The organism is Xanthomonas sp. LMG 12461 (assembly GCF_009192935.1).
Lineage (GTDB): Bacteria > Pseudomonadota > Gammaproteobacteria > Xanthomonadales > Xanthomonadaceae > Xanthomonas_A > Xanthomonas_A sontii.
Map to the genome: position 1 here is coordinate 21556 of NZ_NQYT01000045.1, position 24793 is coordinate 46348.

Below are 24793 nucleotides of genomic sequence, written 5' to 3' on the forward strand. Positions count from 1 at the left end.
CGCCGAAGAGGAGCCGCTTTTGCGAATCCCCAATCCCTCATCCCTGCGGTCAAGGCCTCAGCGCGCCGCGGCGCGCATCCCCCGATACGGCGGCGTCGCCATCACCATTTCCGCCAGCGAATAGGCCAGCTCGCGCTCGGCCATCACCGTGCCGTCGGCGCCGTGGTCGAGCAGGTGCTTGACCTCGGCGTCGCTGTGCGCACGCGCCAGCAGGGTCAGCGTCGGGTTCAGCGCACGCAGCTTGGCCAGGGCTTCGCCGGCCTCCAGCGGCTGCGGGATCGCCAGGATCGCGATCTTGGCCTTGTCCGGGTGCGCCTCGGCCAGCACGCGGTCGGCGGCGGCGCTGCCGCGGATGCCGGGGATGCCGTCGGCGTGAGCGCGCTCGACGTGGTCGCGGTTGTCGTCGATCACCAGCACCGGCACGCCGCGCTCGCGCAGCACCGCCGCCAGCGCGCTGCCGACCCGGCCGTAGCCGATCACGATGGCGTGGTCGACCAGGTCCAGCGACGGACCCGGCGGCAACTCCGGCTCCACCGTCACCGGCGCCTCCACCGCCTGCCGCGCCTGCCAGCGGTCCAGCCAGGTGAACAGCAGCGGGTTGGCGATGATCGACAGCAGCGCGCCGGCCAGGATCAGGTCGCGGCCGGTCTCGGGCAGGATCGCCAGGCTCACGCCCAGGCCAGCGAGGATGAAGGAGAACTCGCCGATCTGCGCCAGGCTGGTGGAAATGGTTAGGGCGATGCCGGTAGGGTGGCCGAACGCCCGCACGATCACGAAGGCGGCCAGCGACTTGCCGACGGTGATGGTCAGGAACGTGGCCAGCACCTGCCAGGGATGCTCGACCAGGATGTGCGGATCGAACAGCATGCCCACCGAGACGAAGAACAGCACCGCGAAGGCGTCGCGCAGCGGCAGCGAGTCGTTGGCGGCCTTGTGGCTGAGCTCGGATTCCTTCAGCAGCATGCCGGCGAAGAACGCGCCCAGCGCGAACGACACGCCGAACAGGGTGGCCGAGCCGAACGCCACGCCCAGCGCGATCGCCAGCACCGACAGGGTGAACAGTTCGCGCGAGCCGGTCGCGGCGACCTTCTCCAGCGCCCACGGAATCGCGCGGCGGCCGACCACCAGCATCACCGCCACGAACGCGGCCATCTTCAGCAGGGTGACGCCGAGCGCGCCGAGGATCGCCCCGGTGTCGGCGCCCTTGCCGCCGAGCGCGTCGGCCAGTGCCGGCAGCAGCACCAGCGCCAGCACCATCACCAGGTCCTCCACGATCAGCCAGCCGACCGCGATGCGCCCGCGCAGGGTTTCCAGCAGGCGCCGTTCCTCCATCGCCCGCAGCAGCACCACGGTACTGGCCACCGACAGCGCCAGGCCGAACACCAGGCCGTGCAGGGTCGGCCAGCCCATGCTCCAGGCCAGGCCCCAACCGAGCAGGGTGGCGACCGCGATCTGCGCCAGCGCGCCGGGGATCGCGATCCACTTCACTTCCATCAGGTCTTCGAGAGAGAAGTGCAGCCCCACGCCGAACATCAGCAGCATCACCCCCAGTTCCGACAACTGGGTGGCCAGGGCCTGGTCGGCGACGAAGCCCGGCGTGAACGGGCCCACGCAGATGCCCGCCACCAGATAGCCGACCAGCGGCGAGAGTTTGAGGCGGTGGGCGAGCGTGCCGAGGATGAAGGCGAGCGCGAGCCCGACCGCGATGATGTCGATGAGACTGGTGTCGTGATGCATTCAGGATCGCAGAACAAGTAGGCCTCGAGTGTCGCCGATCGGGGCTTTTGTCGGCAAATGGATGGGGGGCGCCAAACGGCTGGCGGACCCCGGGCATTGTGATTGGGCCACAGGCCCATTACGTGGCGGGCTGTGCGTGCGGCGACAGGACGGGACGATCTCGGGCGGCGGCTGGACGGCCGCCATCGGGAGCAGGCCGCCGCGAGACGCATGCCCTCGGCATCGCGCAGGTGGGGCATGGACGCGCGTGCCAGGGCCGCGAGCCGCGCAACCGGCGACCCGGGCGGTGCCGCATCCCAGCCCCGGCTCCCGCTCCCCGACACCCTGAGTGGGATGGAAGTCGCAGCGATCGGGTCCCTCGCGCAACTCCCTGTCGGGAAAGACATTACACCGGATGATGGACGTTATCTGTCTACTGTTTCGGCCCATGCCGTGGTGTATGTTTGCGCCAATTAGGTGTCCTGCCAGGACCAGGGTGGCATGGCTAGACTGAAGACATTCGCGAGCGGAATCCTCTTGAGCGCGGTGTACTGCGCGGCCTACCTGGCCGTGTGGCACTGCTCTCTGGATCAATGGTTCCTGCCGATCGGACTGCGCACCGCAGCACTGCTGTTTCTCCCGTATCGGCTATGGCCCTACGTTTTTCTGGGAGACGCGGCGGCGCTGCTGAGCATGCGTGTGCCGATGATCGAGGAGGGCGGGGCAAATCCGGTCTGGGTGTACGGCAGCTCGTTCCTGTTGATGCCGGCCTTCTCGCTGCTGCCTTGGGCGGTCCGGCGCAGCCTTCCTGATTTCCGGGTCGAGCAGAGCTGGCTGCCGCTGATCTGCCTGTGCGCGGCATTGTGGGCAGTGCTCGTCAACAAGGGAGTCAACTGGCTGCTGGGTGGGCCTGCCGCCTATATCAATCTGGAAAACACGCTGAAGTTCTGGATAGGTTTCTATCTGGGTATCGTCATGTTCGTCTTTCCCGCCCTGCTGTGGGTCAGGCGAGGAGAGGGAGATACAGGCGAGCGAAGGACGCTGCTGCACAGCGCAGGCGTCGCTACGTTACTGATGGCCGTCCTGTTCGCTGGGGCAATGCAGGCCGAGGGTGTGCTGCGCCAGTTCGTTCTGGTTCTGATGATCGCGCCGGCTGTGTGGCTGACGTTCAAGCATGCATGGCGAGGCGCTGCAATCGGTGTTGTGATGGCCAACTTTGCGGTGGCCATGTCACTGCCAAAGACCAACTATGCCGGTGCCTACGATGCGGACACATTGCAGGTGCAGTTGTTGGTGGCATTCGCGGTGACTGCGCTCGCTTCGCTAGGCGCCAGGCTCTCTGTCGCCTTCGACCAGGCGCAACGCTTCGGCTTTGCCGAAAGGCAGGCCCTGCAAGTCGCCCAGGCCAGCTACATGTCGGCCGAGCGCACCCTGCGTAACCGCGTGATCGAGTACACCGACATCCATGTGCACATCAACAAGCTGCGCCGCGACATCGCCAGCACGCTGAAGGAGCACGGCCACTACGCCGCGGCGATGGAAATGAACCGTACTGGGGTGATCCAGGCGCAGTTGCTGGACGATTACGTCGCGGCGCTGTATCCGCTGGATATCGAAACCCACGGCCTGTACGGCGCGCTGAACTCCATCGCCTTCGCCAACGCCTGCGATACCGAGGTCGAGGCGAGGCTGCACGGGGATTCGCGGCGGCTGTCGATCGGGCTGCAACTGGCGGCGTATCGCTGTGTGCTCAACGCCATGGAAATCCTGCCCGATGCGGGCCGGCACACGATCACTGCACGGGTCTGGACGGCGCGCGGCAAGCGCGGCGTGGTGGTGACCGTGGAAGCCGATGCGGCGATGCCGGGCAGCGATCGCAGGCAGCATAGCGCTGACGAGATGGACTGGGAGTTGGCAAGCCGGTTAAAGGCTCATGACGGCACCTGCCGGCGCCGTCATGAGCGGAAGATCAGTTTCCTGATCTCCGAGCCGCTGCAAAAGACCGTTATTTCTTGATGGTCACGGTCCAGACGTCGCCGTTGGCGCCGCTGGTCACCTGCACGGTGAAGTAGCGCGCATCGTAGACCACGGTGCCGCGGCTGCTGTCGAAGGTGTCGACGGTGCTCACCCGATCCACGTCCTTGCCCATCGGCGTCACCCAGGCGGTGTCGCCGACGCGGCCGACCGCACCGCGCACCTGACCGGTGCTGTCGTTGATCTGCAGGTAGGTCACGCCGTTACGCTCGAACTGATAGATGCGCACCGATGCGTTGGTGGACAGGTTGGTCGCCGCTGGTGCGCTCTCGCCGAAGCCGCGAATGGCGATCGGCGTACCGACACCGCCGCCCGGACAGCAGCTCTGTGCATAGGCATTGGACGCCAGCGCAGAGCAGAGCACGATGCCCGAGAGTGTCGCGAGTTTAGAAGTTTTCCACATAATCAGGTCCTTCCCCGGATGGGGCTTTTTTGCCTGCCGTTCAGGCGATTCCACATTACGCGAATCGCAACAGGCCACTGTTGACAAATAATCAATCGATTCATACTTGTGATGTGGCTCACGCTTATTTTTGCGGAAGAATTCCCGCAAATACGCCGCATCGGCTTGCTCAGGTATGGCCCCAGGTCACGCGCGATTCGCGTCGACCATCCGGCATCGCCGGGGTGTCGGGCGTGGACCTTATTGCAGTTTCCATGCCACATATTGCGGGTATGTCCTCGCGGTGCAGCAGGGCATGTTGTTGCTGGCGCTTCCGCGTTCGGCACAGCCAACTGATGCCGAATGCCGCTGTCGATGGCGATTGCGTTGCATCGTGGGGAAATCCATCGCGCCGTCGCCCGGCGTGTGTCGAATGCGATCACGAGTCGTGTCGTGTCTGAGATGGCCATCACCGACGTGACGGGATCGGAGCAGTCGCTCGGCCCGATGCGCCCGGATCGCGCGGCGAATGTTTGACGCCTCTGCGTCGCTGTCGGCCGCGATCAGGCGGCGCGTCGCTGCAAACGCATGGGTCGAACGGATGACGGCGCGAGTGCGATGCGTTGCCGAACGGGACGAGGCTTATGGGCGCGCGCTTTGCCGACGCTTCGTCACCGCCGCGTTGATGCCCATCCGATTCCTGCGTCAGCGGTGTAGCGCCGCACGCCATCGAGACCGACCTGGCGGACATGCGGTCGCGGCGTTGTCTGCGATGAACGCGGCGGCGGCGGTGCCGGGACACCGCCGCCGCAATGCATCACCAGCTGTAGTTGACGTTGGCGTAGGCGAAGGCGCCGTTGAAGCCGAACGGCGAGGACGTGCTGTACGGCAGATAGGTGCGGGTGCCGGCGCCGGCGCGCGAGCGGTCGGGATACTCGTTGAGCACATTGTCGCCGCCGACGGTCACGCGCCAGCGGCCCAGCGTGTACGCGGCCGACAGGTCCAGGGTCCATTTGGCCGCATAGGTCTGGTCGGCGGCCGGCGTGGTGCCGAAGTCGGTGAATTCGCCCCAGCGCGTGGCCGTGGCGGTGAAGGCCCAGGCGCCGGGCGACCATACGCTGCTCAGGAAGAACTTGTCGCGCGGCGAACCGCGGGTGATGCGCCCGATCTCGGCACGGCCGATGCGTACCGCGGTCGGGTCGATCGCTTCCAGGACCGCAGGATTGCCGGCGATCTTCTCGATGTCGGTCTTGTTGTAGTTGTAGCCGGCGGTGAGATCGAGGCTGCTCGCGGGCAGCGTGAGCTTGTAGGTGCCGATCGCATCCACGCCCTGGGTCTTGGTGTCGATGGCGTTGGTGAAGTAGCGGCCGCCGCCGATGCCGGCGTAGCCGTTGCCCTGCAGGTAGTTGCGTACTGCCGTGGAGGTGAGATTCTCCGAGAGCACGATGCGGTCGTCGATGTCGATGCGGTAGGCATCGAGGGTGATGTACAGCGCGTCCACCGGCTGCAGCACCAGGCCCAGGCCGTAGTTCTTGGACTTCTCGGCCTTCAGCGGTTCGGCGCCGAGCGCGATCGCCGCCGGGTTGTCGGTGCGGAAGGTGCCGATCTCGAACGGCGTGGCGGCGATGCTGCCGTCGGGCTGGGCGACGTTGATGAAGTTGGTGGCGACCGACTGGAAATACTGCTGCTGCAGCGACGGTGCGCGGAAGCCGGTGGAGACGGTGGCGCGCAACGCGACCTTCGGGCTGAAGGCGTAGCGCAGCGACAGCTTGCCGGTTGCGGTGTCGCCGAAGTCGCTGTAGTTCTCGTAGCGCCCGGCGAGGCCGGCGGAGAACTTGTCGGTGATGTCGCCTTCCAGGTCGAGATAGGCCGAGTAGCTGTTGCGATCGTAGTGGCCGGAGTCGCCGGGCTTGAAGCCGGCGAACACCTGCGCGCCCGGAAGCAGGGTGCCGTTGGCCGAGGGAATGCCGCCGTTGACGTAGGACGCCGGCGCGCCCGGCGATTCGTTGAACTTCTCGCCGCGCCACTCGGCGCCGAAGGCCAGGGTCACCGGGTAGGCCAGGCCGACCTCCAGCGATTTGCTGAAGTCGGCGTTGAGCACGTTCTGGGTGACCTGCAGCGCGCCCGCATAGAACTCGGTGGGACTGGCCAGGCCGAGGCTGTTGTTGAGGCTGTGGCGCACGTCGAAACTCAGATCGTTGCGGCCGTAGTTGTAGCTGAGGTCGATGGCCAGGCCGCCGGCGGTGCTGGACTTGACCCCGCCGACCCAGGACACGTCCTTGCTGACGTTGTAGATCTGCGGCAGGAAGCCGTCGGGGTAGATCTCCGGGCGGTTGCGGTTGTCGCCGGACCAGCGGAAGTAACCGTTGGACAGCACCTCGCGGCGGCTGAGCATCGCGTAGGAATAGAAGGTGATGTAGTCGGCCGGGCTGTACTGACCGTTGTAGGAGACCGCGCCCTGGTCCACGTCGGGGTCGCCGTAGCGCTGCTGCACCTGGCCCTGGTACGGCGTGGCGCGGTCGGTCTGGTCCTGGTGTCCTGCCTGCGCGGCGAAGTGCACTGTGCCGGTCTCGGCGAAGGTGAGCCCGGCATCGCCGGAGAGCTGGTACTGCTCGCCGTCGCCGGCGCTGTATTTGCCGTAGCGCCCGGCCAGGCTGCCGCCCGTGCCGCTGCCCTTGAGCACGATGTTGATGACGCCGGCGATGGCGTCGGAACCGTATTGCGCTGAGGCACCGTCGCGGAGCACTTCGATGCGTTCGACCGCGGCGATGGGAATGGTGTTGAGATCGGCCGGCGAGGAGCCGCGGCCCTGCGCGCCGTTGAGGTTGACCAGCGCGGTGGTGTGGTAGCGCTTGCCGTTGACCAGCACCAGCACCTGGTCCGGCGAGAGCCCGCGCAACTGCGCCGGGCGCACCGCATCGGAGCCGTCGGTGATCGCCGGGCGCGGGAAGTTCAGCGAGGGCACCGCGCGCGACAGCGCAGTGGCAAGTTCGGTGGTGCCGGTGGACTGCAGCGTCTCCGGCGAGATGATGTCGATCGGCGAGGCCGATTCGGCGACGGTGCGATCGGCCACACGCGTACCGGTGACGATGACGGTGTCCAGCGTTTGCGCGTTGCCGGTGTTCTGCGCGTGGACCGAAACGGCGGACGTCGCCAGGCACAGGGCGACGGCGTGGGCGAGCGGAGTGAGCGTGCGCGTCATGGGGGAGGCGGCTCCAGAAGTGGGGGGAGGCGCCGCTGCATGCGCACTCCCCTGTCCCCTGGCGGATGCGACGACGCGACCTAGGGATTACCGGTTGATGTCAATGGAGTCAATATTCCGTTAAGCCTGATGGCGAGGTTGCAATTGCAACCACTGCTGCAGGCGTTGCGGCAGCGCCAATCCCGGGATTTTCCGAGCGTGTAGACAAAATGCAGGCCATGCGCACGGACATGGTGCACGCGGCGGTGCCTGCGCGCGGGTGCTGCGGCGTTTTTCGCAGTGCGATGTGAGGGATGCTGGCTGCGCGGCACGAGGCAGAGCACGGTGTTGGGCGCGTCGCGGTTGCACGAGCGCAGCATCTCGCGAGCAATGCGTATGGCGCTTGTGGGAGCGGCTTCAGCCGCGACGAGTGAAGCCCAGCGCCAGCCGGCACCTTCATGCGTCGGGACTGAAGTCCCTTCCACAAGGACGCCCGATCCATGCGCCGGAGGAGCGGCTTCAGCCGCGCCCCATGGACAGCATCGTGCCGCGGCCGGAGCCGCTCCTGCAAAAACGTTCAGGCCGGCGAAAACGTCGCAGGCTGGCGAATCTCCAATCCCAAATCCCAAATCCCAAATCCCCGTCCCAACAACAACAACGGCCCGGAAACCCGGGCCGTCGTCATGCCGTTCAACGCAGGCGCAATCGATGCCCGCGCGTGCGATCACCAGCGGTAATTGATCCGCCCGTACACGTAGGCGCCGTTGAAACCGTACGGCGAGTAGTTGCTGTACGGGAGCATGCCGTAGGTGGAGTTGATCAGGTTGGCGGTCTTGTCCGGGTACTGGTCGAACACGTTGTCCGCGCCCAGCGTCAGCGTCCAGTTGGTGCTCGGCTTGAAGCTGGCCGAGGCGTCGACCACCCAGTCCGCGCCGTAGGTCTGGTCACGGGCGGCGGTGGCCGAATTGCGCACGGTGAATTCGCCGTAGCGGGTGGCGGCCAGGCTCAGGTCCCACTTCGGCAGCTTCCAGGTGCCGCTGAGGATCAGCTTGTCCTTCGGGTAGCTGTCTTCCAGGCGGCCGATCTCGTCGCGGCCCAGCGTGGTCTGGGTCGAGCCGATCGCGGCCAGCGCCTGCGGCTGGGTCACCGCATGGGTGATGTCGGTCTTGCTGTAGCCGTAGCTGGCGGTGAGGTCCAGCGTGCTGGCCGCCAGCGGGATGCTGTAGGTGCCGACCACGTCGACGCCGCGGGTGCGGGTGTCGGCGGCGTTGCTGAAGTAGCGCACGCTGGTGACGTTGCTGTAGCCGAGCTGGCGCAGTTTGCCCAGCACCGCCGCATCGTTGAGGTTGGACGACAGCAGGATGCGGTCGTCGATCTCGATCTGGTACGCGTCCACGGTCAGGTACAGGCGCTCGACCGGCTGCAGCACCAGGCCCAGGCTATAGGACAGCGAGGTCTCGGCCTTCAGCGGCGCAGCGCCCAGGGCCTGGGCCACGGCGCTGTTCACCGGGAAGGTGCCGGATTCGAAGAAGCTGCCGTTGATGTAGCTGCTGGTCACCGCCTGGTACTGCTGCTGCGCCAGCGACGGCGCGCGGAAGCCGCTGGCGACGGTGCCGCGCAGCGCCACCTTGTCGGTGAACGCGTAGCGCGCCGACAGCTTGCCGGAGGTCTTGCTGCCGAAATCCGAGTAGTCCTCGTAGCGGCCGGTGAGGCCGGCGGAGAACTTGTCGGTGAGGTCGGCTTCCAGCCCCGCGTACACCGCGTAGTTGTGGCGGTCCGAATGCACGGCGTTGAGCGGCGCGAAGCCGGCGAAGCCCTGCGCGCCGCCGGTGGTGCCAGTGTACGAGGCCGGCTCGCCGGGCGACTGGTTCCACTTCTCCTGGCGGTACTCGGCGCCGAAGGACAGCGTCACCGGATAGGCCAGGCCCCAATCCAGCGGCTGGGTGAAGTCGGCGTTGACCGCGTTCTGGGTGTACTCCAGCGCGCCGTCGTAGAAGCGCCGCGGGCTGTCCGCGCCGAGGCTGTAGTTGATGCTGTTGGCGGTGTGGAAGTCGACCTTGTTGTAGCCGTAGTTGTAGCTGACGTCCCAGGCGAAGCCGCCGGCGGTGCTGCCCTTCAGGCCGGCGACCAGCGAGCGGTCCTTGGAGTACTGCTCGATCTGCGGCACGTAGCCGTCTGGGTAGACCTGCGCCAGCAGCGCGGTCTGGCCGTTGTGGTTGCGCGAGCGGTAGAACGCGAACGAGGTGATGTCACGGTTGCTGGCGATCGCGGTGGCGTAGCCGGTGAGGTTGTCGCTGAAGCGGAACTCGCCGTTGGCCGAGACCGCGGTGGCGTCGACCTTGGGGTCGCCGTAGACGAAGGTGGTCTGGCCGATGCCGGGATAGTTGCCGGTGTTCGGCGCGGTGCCCTGGTAGGGGCCGGCGCGGTTGGTGGCGTCCTGCTGGCTGATCTGCCCGGCCACGTGCAGGCTGCCGCGGCCGTCGCCGAAGCCGACCCCGGTATCGCCGGAGAGCTGCGACTTGGCGCCGTCGCCGGCCGAGTACTTGCCGTGCTCCACGGCCAGGCTGCCGCCTTCGCCGGCGCCCTTGAGCACGATGTTGACCACGCCGGCGATGGCGTCGGAGCCGTACTGCGCCGAGGCGCCGTCGCGCAGCACTTCCACCCGCTCGATCGCGGCGATCGGGATCGCGTTGAGATCCACCGCCGAGGCGCCGCGGCCGATGGTGCCGTTGACGTTGATCATCGCCGAGGTGTGGCGGCGCTTGCCGTTGACCAGCACCAGCACCTGGTCGGGCGAGAGCCCGCGCAACTGCGCCGGGCGGATGCCGCTGGTGCCGTCGGTCAGCGCCGGGCGCGGGAAGTTCAGCGAGGGCAGGGCACGCGACAGCGCGGTGGCCAGTTCCGAGGTGCCGGTGGCCTGCAGTGCCTCGGGGGTGATGATGTCGATCGGCGATTGCGACTCGGCGACGGTGCGGTCGCTGACGCGGGTGCCGGTGACGATCACCGTGTCCAGTGTGCTGGGCGTGCTGGGCGTGCTCGGCGCGTCGGACGCGGTCTGGGCGAAGGAAGGGGCGGCGAGGGCGGCGAGCACGGCGCTCGCCAGCAGCGACAACGGACGGTTCATAAAAACTCCAGCAGGTGCCGAAACGGCAGGCGGGGCGTGCGGCGACCGGCAGGGCCGGCAGGCCGCGTCCTCAGGGATGTCTAATTATTTTTTAACATGCGTGCTGCGTCGCAGGATGCAAGCGCATGTTCTTATTCCATTGCGTTCTAAGGGGTGGCAGAACGCCGCGCGCCGCCGTCCGCAATGGGGAGGCACGCACAACGTCCCGGTAGCGTCCGCGCCCACCGGGACAGCTGCGGCATAGGCCTGTCGTCCGCGCGAGTCGCGCGTGGCGGACGTCGTCGCCCATCGCGGCGACGCCCGCCAGGGTCGCTCAGAAGCGGTAGCTCACCCGCCCGTACCAGTAGCGCCCGTTGAAGCCGAACGGCGACAGCGGCGAGTACTGCAGGCCGTTGGGGCGGTCGTCGTAGATGTTGTTCAGCGCGGTCCGGGTCGGGTACTGGTTGGTGACGTTGTCGGCGCCGACGGTGAAGGTGAGGTCGTGCCAGGCGTAGCTGGTGGACAGGTTCAGCAGCCAGCGCGCGGCGAAGGCCTGATCCTGGCTGCCGTCGGCGTCGTCGCCGCGGCGGGTGATGGCGCCGTAGCGGGTGGCGTCGCCATGCAGGGTCCAGCCGGCCAGGCTCCAGTCGCCGCTGAGCACGTACTTGGTGCGCGGCGTGGCATCGGTCAGCAGGCCCTGGCTGGCGCGGCCGAAGTTCGGATCGGAGATCTCCAGGATCTCGATCTTGTTGTAGTTGGCGCTGAAGCTCAGGTTGAGCGTGCCGGCGCGGTCGAGGTCGAGCAGGTAGTTGCTCACCCAGTCCACGCCGCGGGTGCGGGTGGTGGCGCCGTTGACGAAGAACTGCGCGGCGCTGACCTGGCCGATCGGCACGGCCAGCGAGATCTGGTCCGAGTACAGGATCTGGTCCCAGATGCGGATCTGGTACAGGTCCAGGGTGGAATTGAAGCCGCCGCCGGGCTGCCAGACCGCGCCGATGCTGTAGTTGGTGGATTTCTCCGGCGCCAGCGGTTTGGCGCCGAGCGCGATGGCCACCGGGTCGGAGGTGCGGTAGGTGCCGATCTGGCTGAGGACGCCGTCCACCGGCAGGGTCACCACCGAGGCGTAGTTCTGTTGCGCCAGCGAGGGCGCGCGGAAGCCGTTGGAGATCGTGCCGCGCACGGCGAAGGCGTCGTTGAGCTGATAGCGCGCCGACAGCTTGCCCGAGCGGGTGGTGCCGGCATCGCTGTAGTCCTCGTAGCGTGCGGCCACGCCGCCGGACAGGCGCTCGCTCAGGTCCGCTTCCAGGTCCGCGTACACCGCCTTGCTGTGGCGCTGGAACTGCCCCGCCACGGTCGGCGACAGGCCGGGGAACACTTGCGAACCGCCCGGATACGGTGCGCCGGTGTCCGGGTTGATGGCGTTCGGATCGAAGTAGATCGAGGTGGGCGAGCCGGCCACCACGGCGTACTTGTCCTGCCGGTACTCGGCGCCGAAGGCGAGGTTGACCGGATAGGCCAGGCCCCAGTCCAGGGATTTGCTGAAGTCGGCGTTGAGCGCGTTCTGCTCGTTGCGGAAGCCGCCGGCGTTGAAGCGCGTCGGCGAGGCGCCGGTGCTCCAGTACAGGTTGGTGTTGATGGTGTTGCGCAGGTCGAAGGTGACGTCGTTCTTCCCGTAGTCGGCGGAGACGTCCCAGGTCCAGCCGCTGTCGGTGCTGCCCTTGACGCCGAGCACCGCGGCGCGGTCGTTGGACGGGTTGTAGATCTGCGGCAGGAAGCCGTTGGGGTAGACCGCCGGCACGTTGCGGTCGCTGTTGTCCCAGGCGCGGTAGTAGCCGTTGGACAGCACCTCGCGGCGGCTGACGTTGGCGTAGCCGTACAGGTCGACGTGCGGGGTGAGCGCGTAGCCGAAGTTGACCAGCCCCTGATAGGTCTTCAGCGCGGGATCGCCGTAGCGCTCGTAGGGAACGCCGCTGGGGTTGGCGGCCCCGGCCAGGGTGGTGGCCTTGTCGGTGTTCTCGGCGCGGTTGGTGTTCATCGCGTTGAGGTAGTTCCACGACACCCGCACCCAGCCCGGCGCCTCGCCGCCCGGCGCACCGCCGAAGGCCAGCCCGTAGGAGCCGTCGATGCCGTTCTGCGCGCCGTCGCCCTTGTCCATGATGCCGCCGCTGACGGAGACGCTTTTGCTGCCGGCCTTGGCGCCGTGCTTGAGCACGATGTTGATGACGCCGGCGATGGCGTCGGAGCCGTACTGCGCGGAGGCGCCGTCGCGCAGCACTTCGATGCGCGCGATCGCCGACATCGGAATCGAGTTGAGGTCGGCCGGCGCCGAGCCGCGCCCGACCGACGGGTTGTAGTTGACCAGCGAGGTGGTGTGGTAGCGCTTGCCGTCCAGCAGCACCAGCACCGCATCCGGCGACAGGCCGCGCAGGGTCGCCGGGCGCAGCGCGTCGTTGCCGTCGTTGATCGCCGGGCGCGGGAAGTTCAGCGACGGCAGCAGCTTGCCGAGCGCGCTGGCGAGGTCGCTGGCGCCGGTGGCCTGCAGCGCCTCGGGCGCGATGATGTCGATCGGCGATTGCGATTCGGCCACCGTGCGGTCGGCGATGCGGGTGCCGGTGACGATGATGTTGTCCAGCGTCGTCGGCGCCTGCTGGGACTGGGCGAGGCTGTTGCCGGAGGCGAGCACGAGCAGGACGGCACGGACGATGGGGAGGCGGCGTTGCGTCATCGGGCGGAGACTCCTGGCTGGGGGATTGGCGCGGGTCTGGCGATTTCCGGTGGGGCGGGGTGGATGCTGCGGTGCAGCGTTTGCCATCGAATTGAAATCCGTTTTTCACATGGGCGCGTATACAAAAACGGACCTGGGTCGGGTTTTCGCGGCGGCCCGCGCGCCGCCTCGGACCGCGCCGCGTCGCCGCCCCGGGTGGGCCGGGACGGGCGAAGCGGCTACACTTCCGCCTCGCTAGCCGAGTGCCCTGCCTTGATTTCCCTACGTAATTTCGCCTTGCGCCGCGGCGAGCGGCTGTTGCTGTCCAATGTCGACCTCACCCTGCATGCCGGTTACCGGGTGGGCGTGGTCGGCCGCAACGGGGCCGGCAAGTCCAGCCTGTTCGCGGCGGTGAAGGGCGAACTGGAGGCGGACAAGGGCGACGTCGACCTGCCCGGCAAGGTGCGCATCGCCAGCGTCGCCCAGGAAACCCCGTCGCTGCCGGACCCGGCGTTGAGCTTCGTGCTCGGCGGCGACACCGCGGTGGCCGCGGTGCTGGCCGAAGAGGCCGAGGCGACCGCGCGCGAGGACTGGGAGGCGGTCGCCGCCGCCCACACCAAGATGGCCGAGATGGGCGCCTACGACGCCGATGCGCGCGCCGGCAAGCTGCTGCACGGCCTCGGCTTCCCGGCCGAGACCCATCACCGCGCGGTGTCCTCGTTCTCCGGCGGCTGGCGCGTGCGCCTGAACCTGGCGCGCGCGCTGATGATGCCCAGCGACCTGCTGTTGCTCGACGAACCGACCAACCACCTCGACTTGGACGCGGTGTACTGGCTGGAGCAGTGGCTGCTGAAATACCCGGGCACGCTGCTGCTGATCTCGCACGACCGCGAGTTCCTCGACAACGTCGCCACCCACACCCTGCATCTGCACAACGGCGGCGCCAAGCTGTACACCGGCGGCTACACCGATTTCGAGCGGCAGCGCGCCGAGCAGTTGCGCCAGCAGCAGATCGCGCACGAGAAGGAACAGGCCGAGCGCGCCCACCTGCAGAGCTTCATCGACCGCTTCAAGGCCAAGGCGTCCAAGGCGGCGCAGGCGCAAAGCCGGATGAAGCGCCTTGAGAAGCTGGCCGGCACCGAGGCGGTGCGCGCCGAGCGCGAGTTCCGCATCGAACTGGCGCCGCCGGCCAAGCTGCCGTTCTCGCTGATCCGCCTCAATCACGCCGAGGCCGGTTACGGCGCCGACGCGGTGATCCTGCACAACGTCGGTTTCGGCCTGGAGGCCGGTCAGCGCATCGGCCTGCTCGGCCCCAACGGCGCCGGCAAGACCACCCTGGTCAAGACCCTGGTCGGCGAACTGCCGCCGATCGCCGGCGAGCGCATGGCGCATCCGGACCTGCGTATCGGCTACTTCGCCCAGCACACGGTGGAGTCGCTGCACGAAGGCCAGTCGCCGATGGACCACATGCGCGAGATCGACAAGGACGCCAGCAACCAGGCGTTCCGCGATTTCCTCGGCAAGTGGAATTTCCCCGGCGACCGTGCGTTCGAGCCGGTCGACGGGTTCTCCGGTGGCGAGCGCGCGCGCCTGGCGCTGGCGTTGATCGCCTGGCAACAGCCCAACGTGCTGCTGCTCGACGAACCGACCAACCACCTCGACCTGGAGATGCGCGAGGCGCTGGCCGAGGCGCTGAGCGATTTCGAGGGCGCGATCGTGATGGTCTCGCACGACCGCCACCTGATCGGCCTGGTCTGCGACACCTTCTGGCGCGTGGCCGACGGCGTGGTCGAGCCGTTCGACGGCGACCTCGACGCCTATGCCGCCTGGCTGCGCACCCGCCCGGCCGCGCAGGGCACCAAGCAGAAACTGGCCGAGGCCGTGCCGACCCCGCCGCCGCCGGTCAAGCCAATGCCGGCGAAGAAGCCGCCGAACCCGCACAAGCTGGCCGCCGCCGAGAAGCGCGTGGGCGAACTGGAAGCGGCGCTGGCCGAACTCGACCGCCAGCTCGCCGATCCCAAGCACTACGCCGATGCGGAGAAGATGGCGGTGCTGGGCCGCGAGCGCGAGGCCGCCGCGCGCGACCTGGCCCAGGCCGAGCAGGCGTGGATGGAGTTGATCGACGGCGCCTGAGCCGCGGTGGATCTCGCCATTGCCGGTATGCGCCGGCGAGCACGGACGATCCACGTCGAGCTGACGGTTCCTTCTCCCTGCGGGACCATGGCCCCCTTTTCGGGGGAAGGTGCCCCAAAGGGGCGGATGAGGGTGCGGGTGCCTGGGGACTCGGAGTGGCCGGCCGTGCGTGCCGGCGTACCCTCACCCCAACCCCTCTCCCGGTGGGAGAGGGGCTTCAATCGCTTCTTCACGCCGCTCCAGGCGAGGCCGGAACGTGAGCCGGCGTACCCGGTGTGGGAGAGGCTTCAGCCCCGACGTCGCATCGCCTCAGCCAACGGCAAGTCCCACCTGCATCGCCTGCGCCAGCGCCCAGGGCTGCGCACGCGCCGGACATGCCGTGCAGGATGAGGACGACGCATCCGCCGACGCGCGCGGCGCCGGCCCGTGCCGCTCAGGCGGCAGCGCTGGCCACGACCAGCAGGCCGCCAGCGATCGCCGCCCAGTCCAGCGGCGTGCGCGAGCGCAGGCTCTGCAGCGAGGGGCGGGCGGTCGGCGTCGGCCGGAGGCTGGCCTTGAGCGCCATCAGCGCCAGGCCAGCGGCGCTGAGCGCCCAATGCCATTCGCTGGCGCCGCCGCGCAGGAAGTAGGCCAGATGCAGCACACACAGGCAGCCCAGGACGGCTGCCAGCACGACGTCACGCGAGACCAGGCCCGGACGGGCGGTCAGGACAGCACGGTTCATCAGCATGTTTCCCCCGAAACGGTCAGCGCCATCCCCGGCGCACAGTGCGACTGCGACCAGGATCATATTTCGGGCCTGCCCGGCCGCCAAGCGGCAGTGCACAAATTCTTCACATTACTGTCAGGCCAAGGTGCGTGCCGGCGTGTGCCCAAGCCCTCCCGGCGCCCAATGCGGCGGCAGCGGCGTCGCTCAGCCGGTCAGTGCGGCCTGCTCGGCCAGCAACCACTCGCGCAAGCGCCGGGCGGCGTTGCTTTCCGCGCGCGAGCGCAGCCGGGTCAGCCAGTAGCGGCCCAGGTCGATGCGGGTGGTGAACGGACAGACCAGCCGCCCGGCATCCAGGTCCTGGGCGAACAGCCGCAGCGGCAGCAAGGCCACACCGTGGCCGGCCGCGGCGATGCTGGCCAGGGTCAGCGAGGCATCGCAGATCGGGCCGCCGGCCTGCACCTCGGGCGCGCCGGCGGCCTGCAGCCAGCGCGGCCATTCGTCCAGCCGGTAGGAGCGCAGCAGCGTGGTCCTGGCGAGGTCGGCGGGCGTGCGCAGCAGCGGCGCCAGTGCCGGCGCGCACACCGGCGCGAACGGCGCGCCCAGGATCGGCGTGGCGTGCTGGCCCTGCCAGTCGCCATCGCCGAAGCGGATCGCCAGGTCCAGGCCTTCGCCGGCCAGGTCGACGCGGTTGTTGTGGGTGTACACGCGCAGTTCGATGTCCGGGTGCGCGGCGTGGAAGGCGTCCAGCCGCGGCAGCAGCCAGCCCACCGCGAAGGTGCCGACCACGCCCACGCTCAGCGTCTCGCGATAGCGGCCGCCGGCGAAGCGCTGCAGCGTCCCGGCGATGCGGTCGAAGGCCTCGGTCAGCACCGGATGCAGGCGCAGGCCTTCGTCGGTCAGGGCCACGCCGCGCGGCAGGCGCTGGAACAGCACCGCGCCCAGGCGCGCCTCCAACTGTTTGATCTGATGGCTGAGCGCGGCCTGGGTCACGCACAGCTCGGCGGCGGCACGGGTCAGGTTCTGGTGCCGCGCCGCGGCCTCGAAGGCACGCAGGGCGTTCAACGGCAGATGCGGACGGATCATCGCCAGGTATCAATTTGGCTCATGGGTGCGATTGAATAACCTCGCTGGTGGGGGTGGGTCAATGCGGCCATCATCCTGGCTCCCGACGGAGGTGGACGATGCTGACGAGACGACGGTTCCTGCAGGGTGTGGGAATGGGCGCGAGCCTGCTGGTCGTGGCTGGTGCACAGGCAAAAAACGCGAAAAACCCGACGCCGACGCTACAACTGCGGCTGGCCGAGATCGAGCGTCGCAGTGGCGGCCGGCTCGGCGTGAGCCTGCTCGACGGCGGCGGCGCAACGCTCGGCGGACAGCGCCAAGACGAGCGCTTCCCGCTGTGCAGTACCTTCAAATTTCTATTGGCAGGGGCGGTGCTGCAACGGGTCGACCGCGGCGAACTGGCCTTGGAGCGGCGCGTGCCGGTGCGCAAGGCGGATCTGCTGGCGAATGCGCCGGTGTCCGAGCGCCATGTCGGCGGCACCCTCAGCGTGGTCGAACTGTGCCGCGCGGCGATGATCTACAGCGACAACACCGCGGCCAACCTGCTGCTGCCGCTGGTCGGCGACCCGCCCGGGGTGACCCGCTTCCTGCGTGCGCTGGGCGATACGCAGACCCAACTGGACCGCAACGAGCCGGGCATGAACGAGTTCGTCGCCGGCGATCCGCGCGACACCACCACGCCGGCGGCGATGGCGGCGACGATGCGTGCCTTGTTGCTCGGCGACGTACTGCAGCCGGTGTCGCGACAGCGCCTGATTGCTTGGATGCGCGACAACCGTACCGGCAACGACTGCCTGCGCGCCGGCCTGCCGGCGGGCTGGCGGATCGGCGACAAGACCGGCAGCAACGGCACCGATACCCGCAACGACATCGCCATCGTCTGGGCGCCGGGACGGCCCACGCCGCTGCTGCTCACCGCCTATCTCAACGGCGCCACGGTCGACAGCGCCGCGCGCGATGCGACGCTGAAAGCGGTGGCGCAGGCCGTCGTTGCCTCGCTGCCTGCGCAGACGCTGCGTACTGGCTAGGCGCGTTGCGCGCTGTCGCGCCGGATGCAGGTCGATCTCCCGTAGGCGCGGCTTCGGCCGCGACAGGTTTTATCGCGAAGGTCCGTCGCGGCTGATCCCACGAGCGGGAACCGCAGCCATGCGTACGAGACGCTGCTCGCGATCATCGGCGACGCCACGTGTCGATGCCGCGCGCGATTGCCCGCGTTGTACCAACGGCCACGGCCACCGTTGCCGTGCTCACTGATCGTGCGGTCCCTTCCATTCCCAACCCTGTTCGGAGCGTCCCATGCGTCGATTCGTGTGCTGTTCGTTGGCCATTGCCCTCGGTCTGTCTGCCCACGCCGCGCAGGCGCGGGTCTGGGAACCCGCACCGGGCCACGTGCAGGTGCCGATCTGGCCTGGCGTGGTGCCGGATGCGCTGCCGCATCCGAAGCCGGAAACGGCTGGGCCCGGGGCCAGGATCGACAACGTCAGCCGGCCGACCATGACCGTGTACCCAGCGCAGGGCCACAACACCGGCGCCGCGGTGGTGGTATTTCCCGGCGGCGGCTACCAGATGCTGGCGATGGACCTGGAGGGCACGGAGATCTGCGACTGGCTGGTCTCGCGCGGCATCACCTGCGTGCTGTTGAAGTACCGCGTGCCGAACTCCGGGCCGACCTGGGTCAACGACCGGCGCTACTACCCCAAGGTGCAGACCGCGCTGCAGGACGCGCAGCGCACGCTGGGCCTGGTGCGCCAGCAGGCCACCACCTGGGGCGTGGACCCGCACAAGATCGGGGTGATGGGCTTTTCCGCCGGCGGCCACCTGGTCGCCGCGACCAGTACGCATTTCGCCAAGCGCACCTATCCGCTGGTGGATGCCGCCGACCGCGTGAGCTGCCGCCCGGATTTCGCCATCGCCGTGTATCCCGGCCATCTGTGGGTGCACGAGGACGAGGATGACGACACCCGCAATCCCACCGATCTGGCCTTGCGTCCGGACATCCGCGTCGCCGCCGACACCCCGCCGACCTTCCTGCTGCAGGCGCAGGACGACTACGTGGACGGCATCTCGCAGGTGCTGGCGTACTACGTCGCACTCAATCATGCCGACGTGCCGACGGAAATGCATATCTACGCCCAGGGCGGCCACGCCTTCGGCCTGCGCGCCAAGAACCTGCCGATCGCACAGTGGCCGCAGCTGGTGGAGACCTGGCTGCGGACGATCGGGGTGCTTGAGGGCCGGGATTAGGGAGTCGGGATTGGGGATTCGCAAGAGCGGTGCCTGCACGCTGATGCATCTCTGCCAATCCCGAATCGTGCGTCCTAGCCCGAACTCGCGCGGAAGCTGCTTTTACGAATCCCCAATCCCGATTCCCGAATCCCGCCCGCCTCCGGCGGGCTCCTGATACAGCCGCGCCGCCCCGCCCATGGCCGGATCGCTGATGCCGGGCTTGCCGGTTTCCACGCGGCCGGCCAGACGCTGGCGCGCGTTGTCCTGGATCAGCCACAGGTCGTACCAGCCGCCGCTCGGCTTGGCATTCCAGCGAATGCACTGCTCGGCGCCGGCCGCCAGCGTCACCCGTTGGCGCGGTTGTGCCTGGGCGTAGGCGGCCGGTTCCAGGGACACGCTGAGTGGGGCGGTCCCGGGGTTGCGCAGGACCAGGCACAGTGCCTGCGCGTCGGTCGGCTCCTGGACGATCTCGGCCTGCAGCAGCGGGGCGCTGAGGTCGCCACGGTAGTGGCGGTGGAAGCCGTTGGGGCCGAGTAGCCACAGGTCGTAGCTGCCGTCGTAGGTGGTCCAGGTGCCGTCCAGGGTTGCGCCGGCGCCCACCGTGTAGCGGCGCGGGATCGACTCCAGGAGGTAGCGGTCGTAGACGTGCAGCACCGCCGCTGCGCCGGTGTTGGCCATGCGCAACTGCACCTCGCCGCGCTCCGGCACGTGCTGCAATTGCACCGTCGGCCGATACGGCAAGGCACGTGCGCGGCGCACGCCGAACGCCTGGCGCGGTGCCTGCAACTGCGCCGGCAGCGGTGGCACTGCGTGGTCGTGCAACGCCGCGGCGCGCGCGGCCGCCTCGCGCACGTCCGGCAGGTCGGCGACGAACGGACGGGTGTCGGCCTGGCGGAAATCGAAGGCGTTCAGCAGGTCGCCGCAGACCGCGCGACGCCAAGGGGTCAGGCCGGCGGCGGCGACACCGAAGCGGCGCTCCAGCAGGCGCAGCACCGAGGTGTGGTCGTAGACCTGCGAATCGACCCAGCCGCCGCGGCTCCACGGCGAGATCACGTACAGCGGTACGCGCGGGCCCAGGCCGTAGGGACGCCCGCGCAGCTCCGGCGGATCGGCCTTGGCGTCGCCCGGCGCAGGATGCAGGTGGTATTCGCCGTCGGTGGCGACGCTGGAGGCGCCGGCCCAGCCGCCGGCCGCGGACGGGTCGGGCGAGGGCGGGGCCGGTGGCGGCACGTGATCGAAGAAGCCGTCGTTCTCATCGAACATCAGCAGCAGCGCGGTGCGCGCCCACACCTTGGGATCGGCGGTCAGCGCATCGAGCACGCGCGCGGTGTAGGCCGCGCCCTGCGCCGGGCTGGACGGATCGGGATGCTCGCTGCCGGCGGCGTCGGCGATGATGAAGCTCACCGACGGTAGCCGCGCGGCCAGCACGTCCTCGCGCAACTGCGCCAGGCTGCGGCTGGAGACGCCGCGTGCGCGCAGTTGCGGATCGTGCCCGGGCGCGCCGCGCCAGGCCGCGCGGAACGGCGCGAAGCCGGCCAGCGGGTTGTCGGTGAAGTTGTCGGCCATGTCCTGGTAGATCTGCCACGACACGCCGGCCTGCTGCAGCGCCTCGACGTAGCTGGGCCAGCGGTAGTCGTCCGGGTCGCCGCCCAGTTCCGGGAAGTTGTCGTGCGAGTTGGCGATCGCCGGGCCGCCGGCGCGCGCATGCGGATCGTTCTGGCCGGTCCACAGGAACACGCGGTTCGGATTGGTGCCGGCCTGGATCGCGCAGTGGTATGCGTCGCAGACGGTGAAGGCGTCGGCCAGGGCGAACTGGAACGGCAGGTCGTCGCGTTCGTAGTGGGCCAGCGCGTGGTCGCGCTTGGCCGCCGGCCATTGGCCCATGCGGCCGTGGTCCCAGGCCTGCTGCGCGTTCGGCCACGTGTGCGGGGTGCCCTGCACGCGCATGGTGGCGAAGTCGCGTGCGGTGCGCAGCGGGAACGGCGCGAGCTGGCGGCTGCCGTCGGCGCTGGGTTGCAGCCAGACCGTGCGCGGGGCGGTGTCGGGCAGCGGCGGGGCGGGGATCGGGAAACGGTCGCCGAAGCCGCGCACGCCGGGAAGGCTGCCGAAGTAATGGTCGAAGGCGCGGTTCTCCTGCATCAGGATCACCACGTGCTGCAGGTCGTCGAGGGTGCCGCTGCGCACGTCCGGGGCGATCGCGGCGGCGCGGGCGATGCTCGGCGGCAACAGCGCGGCGGCGCTGGCGGTGAGGCCGGCGCGGAGCAGCCGGCGGCGGGTCTGGTCGGTCATGGGGGTCCGGGGAAGCGCAATGCGGCGGCGGCCGGGATCGGCCGCCGCCGCGAGACTGCCACGGCGCCGGTGACAGGTCGACCATGAGGGCGCTGCGACGCCGCGCTGTTGGCGCTGTTGGCTGTCTTCAGCGGCGTGTCGCGTTTGCTGCGACATGGCCTGTGCAGTGCGGGGGGGCTGGGATCGCACGCGGCCTGTGCCATCGCGGCGCGAGCGATTGGCACGCCAGCGCTCCGTGATGGCACAGCATACGGCCGACCCGGCATCATCGCCGCTGCCGCCGCCGGCGGGTCCCACCGGAATCTCCTGCCCGATGAGCCACGAACTGATCTACCTGCTGCTGATCTTCGCCCTGCTGGTGATCCCGCGCGCGCTGCAGCGTTTCAAGATGCCCGCGCCGCTGACCTGCCTGCTGTTCGGCATCATCGCGATGCTGGTGATGGGGCCGCGCGCGCACGACCCGGTGGTGACCCTGCTGGCGACGCTCGGCATCTCCTCGCTGTTCCTGTTCGCCGGCCTGGAAGTGGACCCGAAGGCGCTGCGTCGCGGCTTGTGGCCGCTGCTGCTGCACTTGGTGGTGCGTGGCGGCACCCTGTTCGGCGTCGGCTGGCTGGCCTGGCGCTACGCCGGGCTGTCGTGGCAGGCGGCCGGATTGCTGGCGCTGGCCCTGCTGACCCCCTCCACCGGTTTCATCATCGAGTCGCTGGGGCGGCTGGGGCTGGACGAAGAAGAGCGCTTCTGGGTCACCAGCAAGGCCATCGCCGGCGAACTGCTGGCGCTGGCGGCGCTGTTCGTGATCCTGCAGGCCGGCGATCCCTGGCAGATGGGCCTGTCCAGTCTGGCGCTGCTGGCGATGCTGGTCGGCCTGCCGCTGCTGTTCGTGGCCCTGGGGCGCTGGGTGGCACCGCAGGCGCCGGGGTCGGAGTTTTCGCTGCTGGTGATGGTCGGCCTGATCGCCGCCTACATCACCTATTCGCTGGGCGTGTACTACCTGGTCGGTGCGTTCATCGCCGGGCTGGTGGCGCGGCTGCTGCGCCAGCGCATGCCGCTGCTGGCCTCCGACGAGAACCTGCAGGCGGTGCGCCTGTTCGCCTCGTTCTTCGTGCCGTTCTACTTCTTCAATGCCGGCACCAAGGTGCCGAGCGGGGCACTGAGCCTGCAGGCGCTGGGCCTGGGCCTGGCCATGACCGCCTGCGTGCTGCCGCTGCGCATCGGCATCCTGTGGCTGCAGCGGCGGGTGCTGTTCGGCGAAGGCGCGCGCAGCAGCCTGCGGGTGTCGCTGGCGCTGTCGCCGACGCTGATCTTCACCCTGGTGCTGGCCGGCATCCTGCGCGACCGCTTCGCCATCGCCGACGCGCTGTTCGGCGCCCTGCTGCTGTACGCGGCCCTGACCACGCTGCTGCCGGCGCTGCTGCTGCGCATGCCGTTCGATGTCAGCCCGCTGGAGGCGGCGCCGGCCGCGCCGACCGATCCCGCGTCGGCGCAGGCACCGACGGCGCCGGACGAGCCGGTGGCCGAGGCACCGTTGGCGGACGCACCGACGCCGCCTGCCGGCGCGCCGGAAACGGCGCCGCGGCCCCAGCCCGGGCCGGCGTGATGAGCGGGGACGCTTGAAAGCCGGCGTGCGGCCCCCATACTGGCCGCCTCCGTTGCTCTCGCGTTTTTGCCGCCATGCCGATCTACGCTTTCCAATGTGCCGCATGCGGTCACAGCTTCGACCGCCTGCAGAAACTGTCCGATCCCGATCCGGAGACCTGTCCGGCCTGTTCCGCTACGGCGGTCAAGCGCCAGCTCACCGCGCCGGCGTTCCGCCTGTCCGGCAGCGGCTGGTACGAGACCGACTTCAAGAAGGACGGCGACAAGAAACGCAACCTGGCCGAGTCGGGGAGTACGGCCAGCAGCGGGGACAGCAAGCCCGCGGCCGCCGCGACGACGTCCGACGCGCCGGCCAAGCCCGCTGCGGCGGCCACGCCTGCCGCCGCGCCTGCCGCGGCCAAGCCTGCGGCGACCTGAGTCCCGCCAGGCCGCGCCAAGCCCGCGGCCTCTCGTAGGAGTGGCTTCAGCCGCGACCGAGCCTTGCCCGGTCGCGGTCAATGCCAAAAAGAGCAAGAGCTACTCCTGAAGTCGACCTGTCACCCCATGCATCCGGCCGCGCAGCACGCCACGCGGCCCGTTGCCTTGGCTCAGCGCGCCCCGAAGCGTGCCCGGCAGCCGCCGTTGACCCACACCGAATTGCCTTCGTAGCCCCAGGTGCGGCCTTCCGCGCAGGTGGTGCCGGACAGCTGTTCGATCAGTTCCGGGCGGCCCTGGCGGCGGTCCCAGGCGCAGGTGCGCAGGCGCTTGTCGTCGCTGCTGCAGGTCACCGTGTAGCCGCTGTCCAGCGGCGGCCGGCCCGGCCCCCAGCCACCGCCGCCGCGACCCTGGGCGAACTCGCCGCGACAACCGTCGTCGACCCACACCGCGCCGTCGCGCGAGCCCCAGGTGCGGCCCTCGATGCAGCGGGTGTCCGACAGCTGCCGCACCAGCATGGCGTTGCGCCAGCCGGTCGGGCAGATGCGCTGGCGCTGGTCCTGGCTCTCGCAGCGGACGGTGCCGGCCACGCCGCCACTGCCGCCGCCGTCGCCCCAGTTGCCGCCCCAATTGCCGCGACCTTCGACGAAGCGACCACGGCAGCCCTGGTCCACCCACACCACGCCGGGCGCCGAGCCCCAGGTGCGGCCTTCGATGCAGGGCGAATCGGACAGGGTGCCGACCAGTCGCGCAGGCCCGCGAAACGGCGTGGCGCATTGCTGGCGCCGGCGGTCGTTGCTGGAGCAGGCGACGGTGCGGCCGTCGAAGCCCGGTTCCTGCCGCCAGCCGCCGCCGCTGCCGCGCAGCGAGGTGGCGATGTCCTGCTGGATGTTGCCGAAGCCCCAGCCGCGGTCGATCTGGTCCAGGTAGAACTCGAGCTGGTCGTCGGGGATCTGCCGGCCGCGCGACTGGTCGGCGTACTCGCGCTCGATCACCCGGACCCGCCCGGGGACCGACAGTTGCCGCAGGTCCTGCGGCGCGTAGGCGCGGGCGCTCTGGGCCGCGGCCGGGGCGCTGGCCAGGGCCAGCGCGGCGATCACCAGCCAGCCACCAAGGTGCTTCAACATGGGTTCTCTCCTCCCCGTGAATGGTGCGCGGACTATAGCCGCAGGCCAACTTAAGCCAGGATGAGTCATGCGCGATTTGCCCGGGCCGACGCGCCGCCGCAGAATACCGGGCTTGCC

At 69.1% G+C, this 24793-nt stretch carries 16 protein-coding genes; 7 read left to right on the forward strand and 9 right to left on the reverse strand.

The features are described from left to right. Positions 1-57: 57 nt before the first annotated feature. The gene (ybaL, locus tag CEK68_RS12560; RefSeq protein ID WP_152239581.1) at positions 58-1737 is read right to left on the reverse strand and encodes a YbaL family putative K(+) efflux transporter; all 1680 of its coding nucleotides are present in this window, start codon (positions 1735-1737) and stop codon (positions 58-60) included. 480 nt (positions 1738-2217) lie between these two features. Here ybaL and CEK68_RS12565 point away from each other — a divergent pair, with 480 nt between their 5' ends. Further along, complete coding sequence (locus CEK68_RS12565) at positions 2218-3732, forward strand: MASE1 domain-containing protein (protein WP_081613585.1); 1515 nt, start codon at positions 2218-2220, stop codon at positions 3730-3732. Here the strand turns inward: CEK68_RS12565 and CEK68_RS12570 are convergent. Then, positions 3722-4153: a hypothetical protein gene (locus CEK68_RS12570; RefSeq protein WP_026143831.1), complete on the reverse strand. Its 432-nt coding sequence runs from the start codon at positions 4151-4153 to the stop codon at positions 3722-3724. The two genes, CEK68_RS12565 and CEK68_RS12570, sit on opposite strands and share 11 nt — an antisense overlap. A gap of 342 nt (positions 4154-4495) precedes the next feature. On the opposite strand from CEK68_RS12570, the gene CEK68_RS21020 reads away from it, so the two are divergent. Then, positions 4496-4669: a hypothetical protein gene (locus CEK68_RS21020; RefSeq protein ID WP_193314193.1), complete on the forward strand. Its 174-nt coding sequence runs from the start codon at positions 4496-4498 to the stop codon at positions 4667-4669. A gap of 280 nt (positions 4670-4949) precedes the next feature. On the opposite strand, the gene CEK68_RS12575 is transcribed toward CEK68_RS21020, so the two are convergent. From CEK68_RS12575 to CEK68_RS12585, 3 genes are all read right to left on the reverse strand, one after another. Further along, positions 4950-7334 carry a TonB-dependent receptor gene (locus CEK68_RS12575; RefSeq protein ID WP_152239582.1) on the reverse strand — a complete coding sequence of 795 codons (2385 nt, stop codon included), beginning with the start codon at positions 7332-7334 and terminating at the stop codon, positions 4950-4952. A 703-nt stretch (positions 7335-8037) separates the two neighbouring features. Next, entirely contained in the window at positions 8038-10437 is a 2400-nt protein-coding gene (locus tag CEK68_RS12580; RefSeq protein WP_152239583.1) for a TonB-dependent receptor, read from the reverse strand. Between the two features lie 313 nt (positions 10438-10750). Next, the gene (locus CEK68_RS12585) at positions 10751-13141 is read right to left on the reverse strand and encodes a TonB-dependent receptor (protein ID WP_152239584.1); all 2391 of its coding nucleotides are present in this window, start codon (positions 13139-13141) and stop codon (positions 10751-10753) included. Positions 13142-13393: 252 nt separating this feature from the next. Between CEK68_RS12585 and CEK68_RS12590 the strand changes: the two genes are divergently transcribed. After that, the gene (locus tag CEK68_RS12590; protein WP_152239585.1) at positions 13394-15253 is read left to right on the forward strand and encodes an ABC-F family ATP-binding cassette domain-containing protein; all 1860 of its coding nucleotides are present in this window, start codon (positions 13394-13396) and stop codon (positions 15251-15253) included. Between the two features lie 433 nt (positions 15254-15686). On the opposite strand, the gene CEK68_RS12595 is transcribed toward CEK68_RS12590, so the two are convergent. Together CEK68_RS12595 and CEK68_RS12600 are read right to left on the reverse strand one after the other, a co-directional pair. Then, positions 15687-15977 carry a hypothetical protein gene (locus CEK68_RS12595; protein ID WP_039727065.1) on the reverse strand — a complete coding sequence of 97 codons (291 nt, stop codon included), beginning with the start codon at positions 15975-15977 and terminating at the stop codon, positions 15687-15689. 189 nt (positions 15978-16166) lie between these two features. Continuing rightward, complete coding sequence (locus CEK68_RS12600) at positions 16167-17045, reverse strand: LysR substrate-binding domain-containing protein (RefSeq protein WP_152239586.1); 879 nt, start codon at positions 17043-17045, stop codon at positions 16167-16169. Between the two features lie 98 nt (positions 17046-17143). On the opposite strand from CEK68_RS12600, the gene bla reads away from it, so the two are divergent. Continuing rightward, positions 17144-18052, forward strand: coding sequence for a class A beta-lactamase (gene bla / locus CEK68_RS12605; RefSeq protein ID WP_152239587.1), 909 nt, complete (start codon positions 17144-17146; stop codon positions 18050-18052). 292 nt (positions 18053-18344) lie between these two features. Continuing rightward, positions 18345-19268, forward strand: a complete 924-nt coding sequence (locus CEK68_RS12610; RefSeq protein WP_152239600.1) for an alpha/beta hydrolase — start codon at positions 18345-18347, stop codon at positions 19266-19268. Between the two features lie 102 nt (positions 19269-19370). Here CEK68_RS12610 and CEK68_RS12615 read toward each other — a convergent pair whose 3' ends face one another. Further along, positions 19371-21539, reverse strand: a complete 2169-nt coding sequence (locus CEK68_RS12615) for a phospholipase C, phosphocholine-specific (protein WP_152239588.1) — start codon at positions 21537-21539, stop codon at positions 19371-19373. Positions 21540-21852: 313 nt separating this feature from the next. Here CEK68_RS12615 and CEK68_RS12620 point away from each other — a divergent pair, with 313 nt between their 5' ends. Together CEK68_RS12620 and CEK68_RS12625 are read left to right on the forward strand one after the other, a co-directional pair. Next, complete coding sequence (locus tag CEK68_RS12620; RefSeq protein ID WP_152239589.1) at positions 21853-23136, forward strand: cation:proton antiporter; 1284 nt, start codon at positions 21853-21855, stop codon at positions 23134-23136. Between the two features lie 74 nt (positions 23137-23210). Beyond that, complete coding sequence (locus tag CEK68_RS12625) at positions 23211-23552, forward strand: zinc ribbon domain-containing protein (protein WP_017908986.1); 342 nt, start codon at positions 23211-23213, stop codon at positions 23550-23552. 170 nt (positions 23553-23722) lie between these two features. Here CEK68_RS12625 and CEK68_RS12630 read toward each other — a convergent pair whose 3' ends face one another. Further along, on the reverse strand, positions 23723-24676 hold the full coding sequence (locus CEK68_RS12630; RefSeq protein ID WP_152239590.1) for a DUF3011 domain-containing protein: 954 nt from the start codon (positions 24674-24676) through the stop codon (positions 23723-23725). Between the last annotated feature and the right edge of the window lie 117 nt (positions 24677-24793).

What these genes read in the sequence shown, in the direction of transcription:
- CEK68_RS12625 (WP_017908986.1), top strand. Translation starts at nt 23,211, where the DNA reads ATGCCGATCTACGCTTTCCAATGTGCCGCATGCGGTCACAGCTTCGAC.
- CEK68_RS12630 (WP_152239590.1), bottom strand. Translation starts at nt 24,676, where the DNA reads ATGTTGAAGCACCTTGGTGGCTGGCTGGTGATCGCCGCGCTGGCCCTG.
- CEK68_RS12615 (WP_152239588.1), bottom strand. Translation starts at nt 21,539, where the DNA reads ATGACCGACCAGACCCGCCGCCGGCTGCTCCGCGCCGGCCTCACCGCC.
- CEK68_RS12575 (WP_152239582.1), bottom strand. Translation starts at nt 7,334, where the DNA reads ATGACGCGCACGCTCACTCCGCTCGCCCACGCCGTCGCCCTGTGCCTG.
- CEK68_RS12580 (WP_152239583.1), bottom strand. Translation starts at nt 10,437, where the DNA reads ATGAACCGTCCGTTGTCGCTGCTGGCGAGCGCCGTGCTCGCCGCCCTC.
- CEK68_RS12565 (WP_081613585.1), top strand. Translation starts at nt 2,218, where the DNA reads ATGGCTAGACTGAAGACATTCGCGAGCGGAATCCTCTTGAGCGCGGTG.
- CEK68_RS21020 (WP_193314193.1), top strand. Translation starts at nt 4,496, where the DNA reads ATGCCGCTGTCGATGGCGATTGCGTTGCATCGTGGGGAAATCCATCGC.
- ybaL (WP_152239581.1), bottom strand. Translation starts at nt 1,737, where the DNA reads ATGCATCACGACACCAGTCTCATCGACATCATCGCGGTCGGGCTCGCG.
- bla (WP_152239587.1), top strand. Translation starts at nt 17,144, where the DNA reads ATGCTGACGAGACGACGGTTCCTGCAGGGTGTGGGAATGGGCGCGAGC.
- CEK68_RS12585 (WP_152239584.1), bottom strand. Translation starts at nt 13,141, where the DNA reads ATGACGCAACGCCGCCTCCCCATCGTCCGTGCCGTCCTGCTCGTGCTC.
- CEK68_RS12600 (WP_152239586.1), bottom strand. Translation starts at nt 17,045, where the DNA reads ATGATCCGTCCGCATCTGCCGTTGAACGCCCTGCGTGCCTTCGAGGCC.
- CEK68_RS12570 (WP_026143831.1), bottom strand. Translation starts at nt 4,153, where the DNA reads ATGTGGAAAACTTCTAAACTCGCGACACTCTCGGGCATCGTGCTCTGC.
- CEK68_RS12595 (WP_039727065.1), bottom strand. Translation starts at nt 15,977, where the DNA reads ATGAACCGTGCTGTCCTGACCGCCCGTCCGGGCCTGGTCTCGCGTGAC.
- CEK68_RS12620 (WP_152239589.1), top strand. Translation starts at nt 21,853, where the DNA reads ATGAGCCACGAACTGATCTACCTGCTGCTGATCTTCGCCCTGCTGGTG.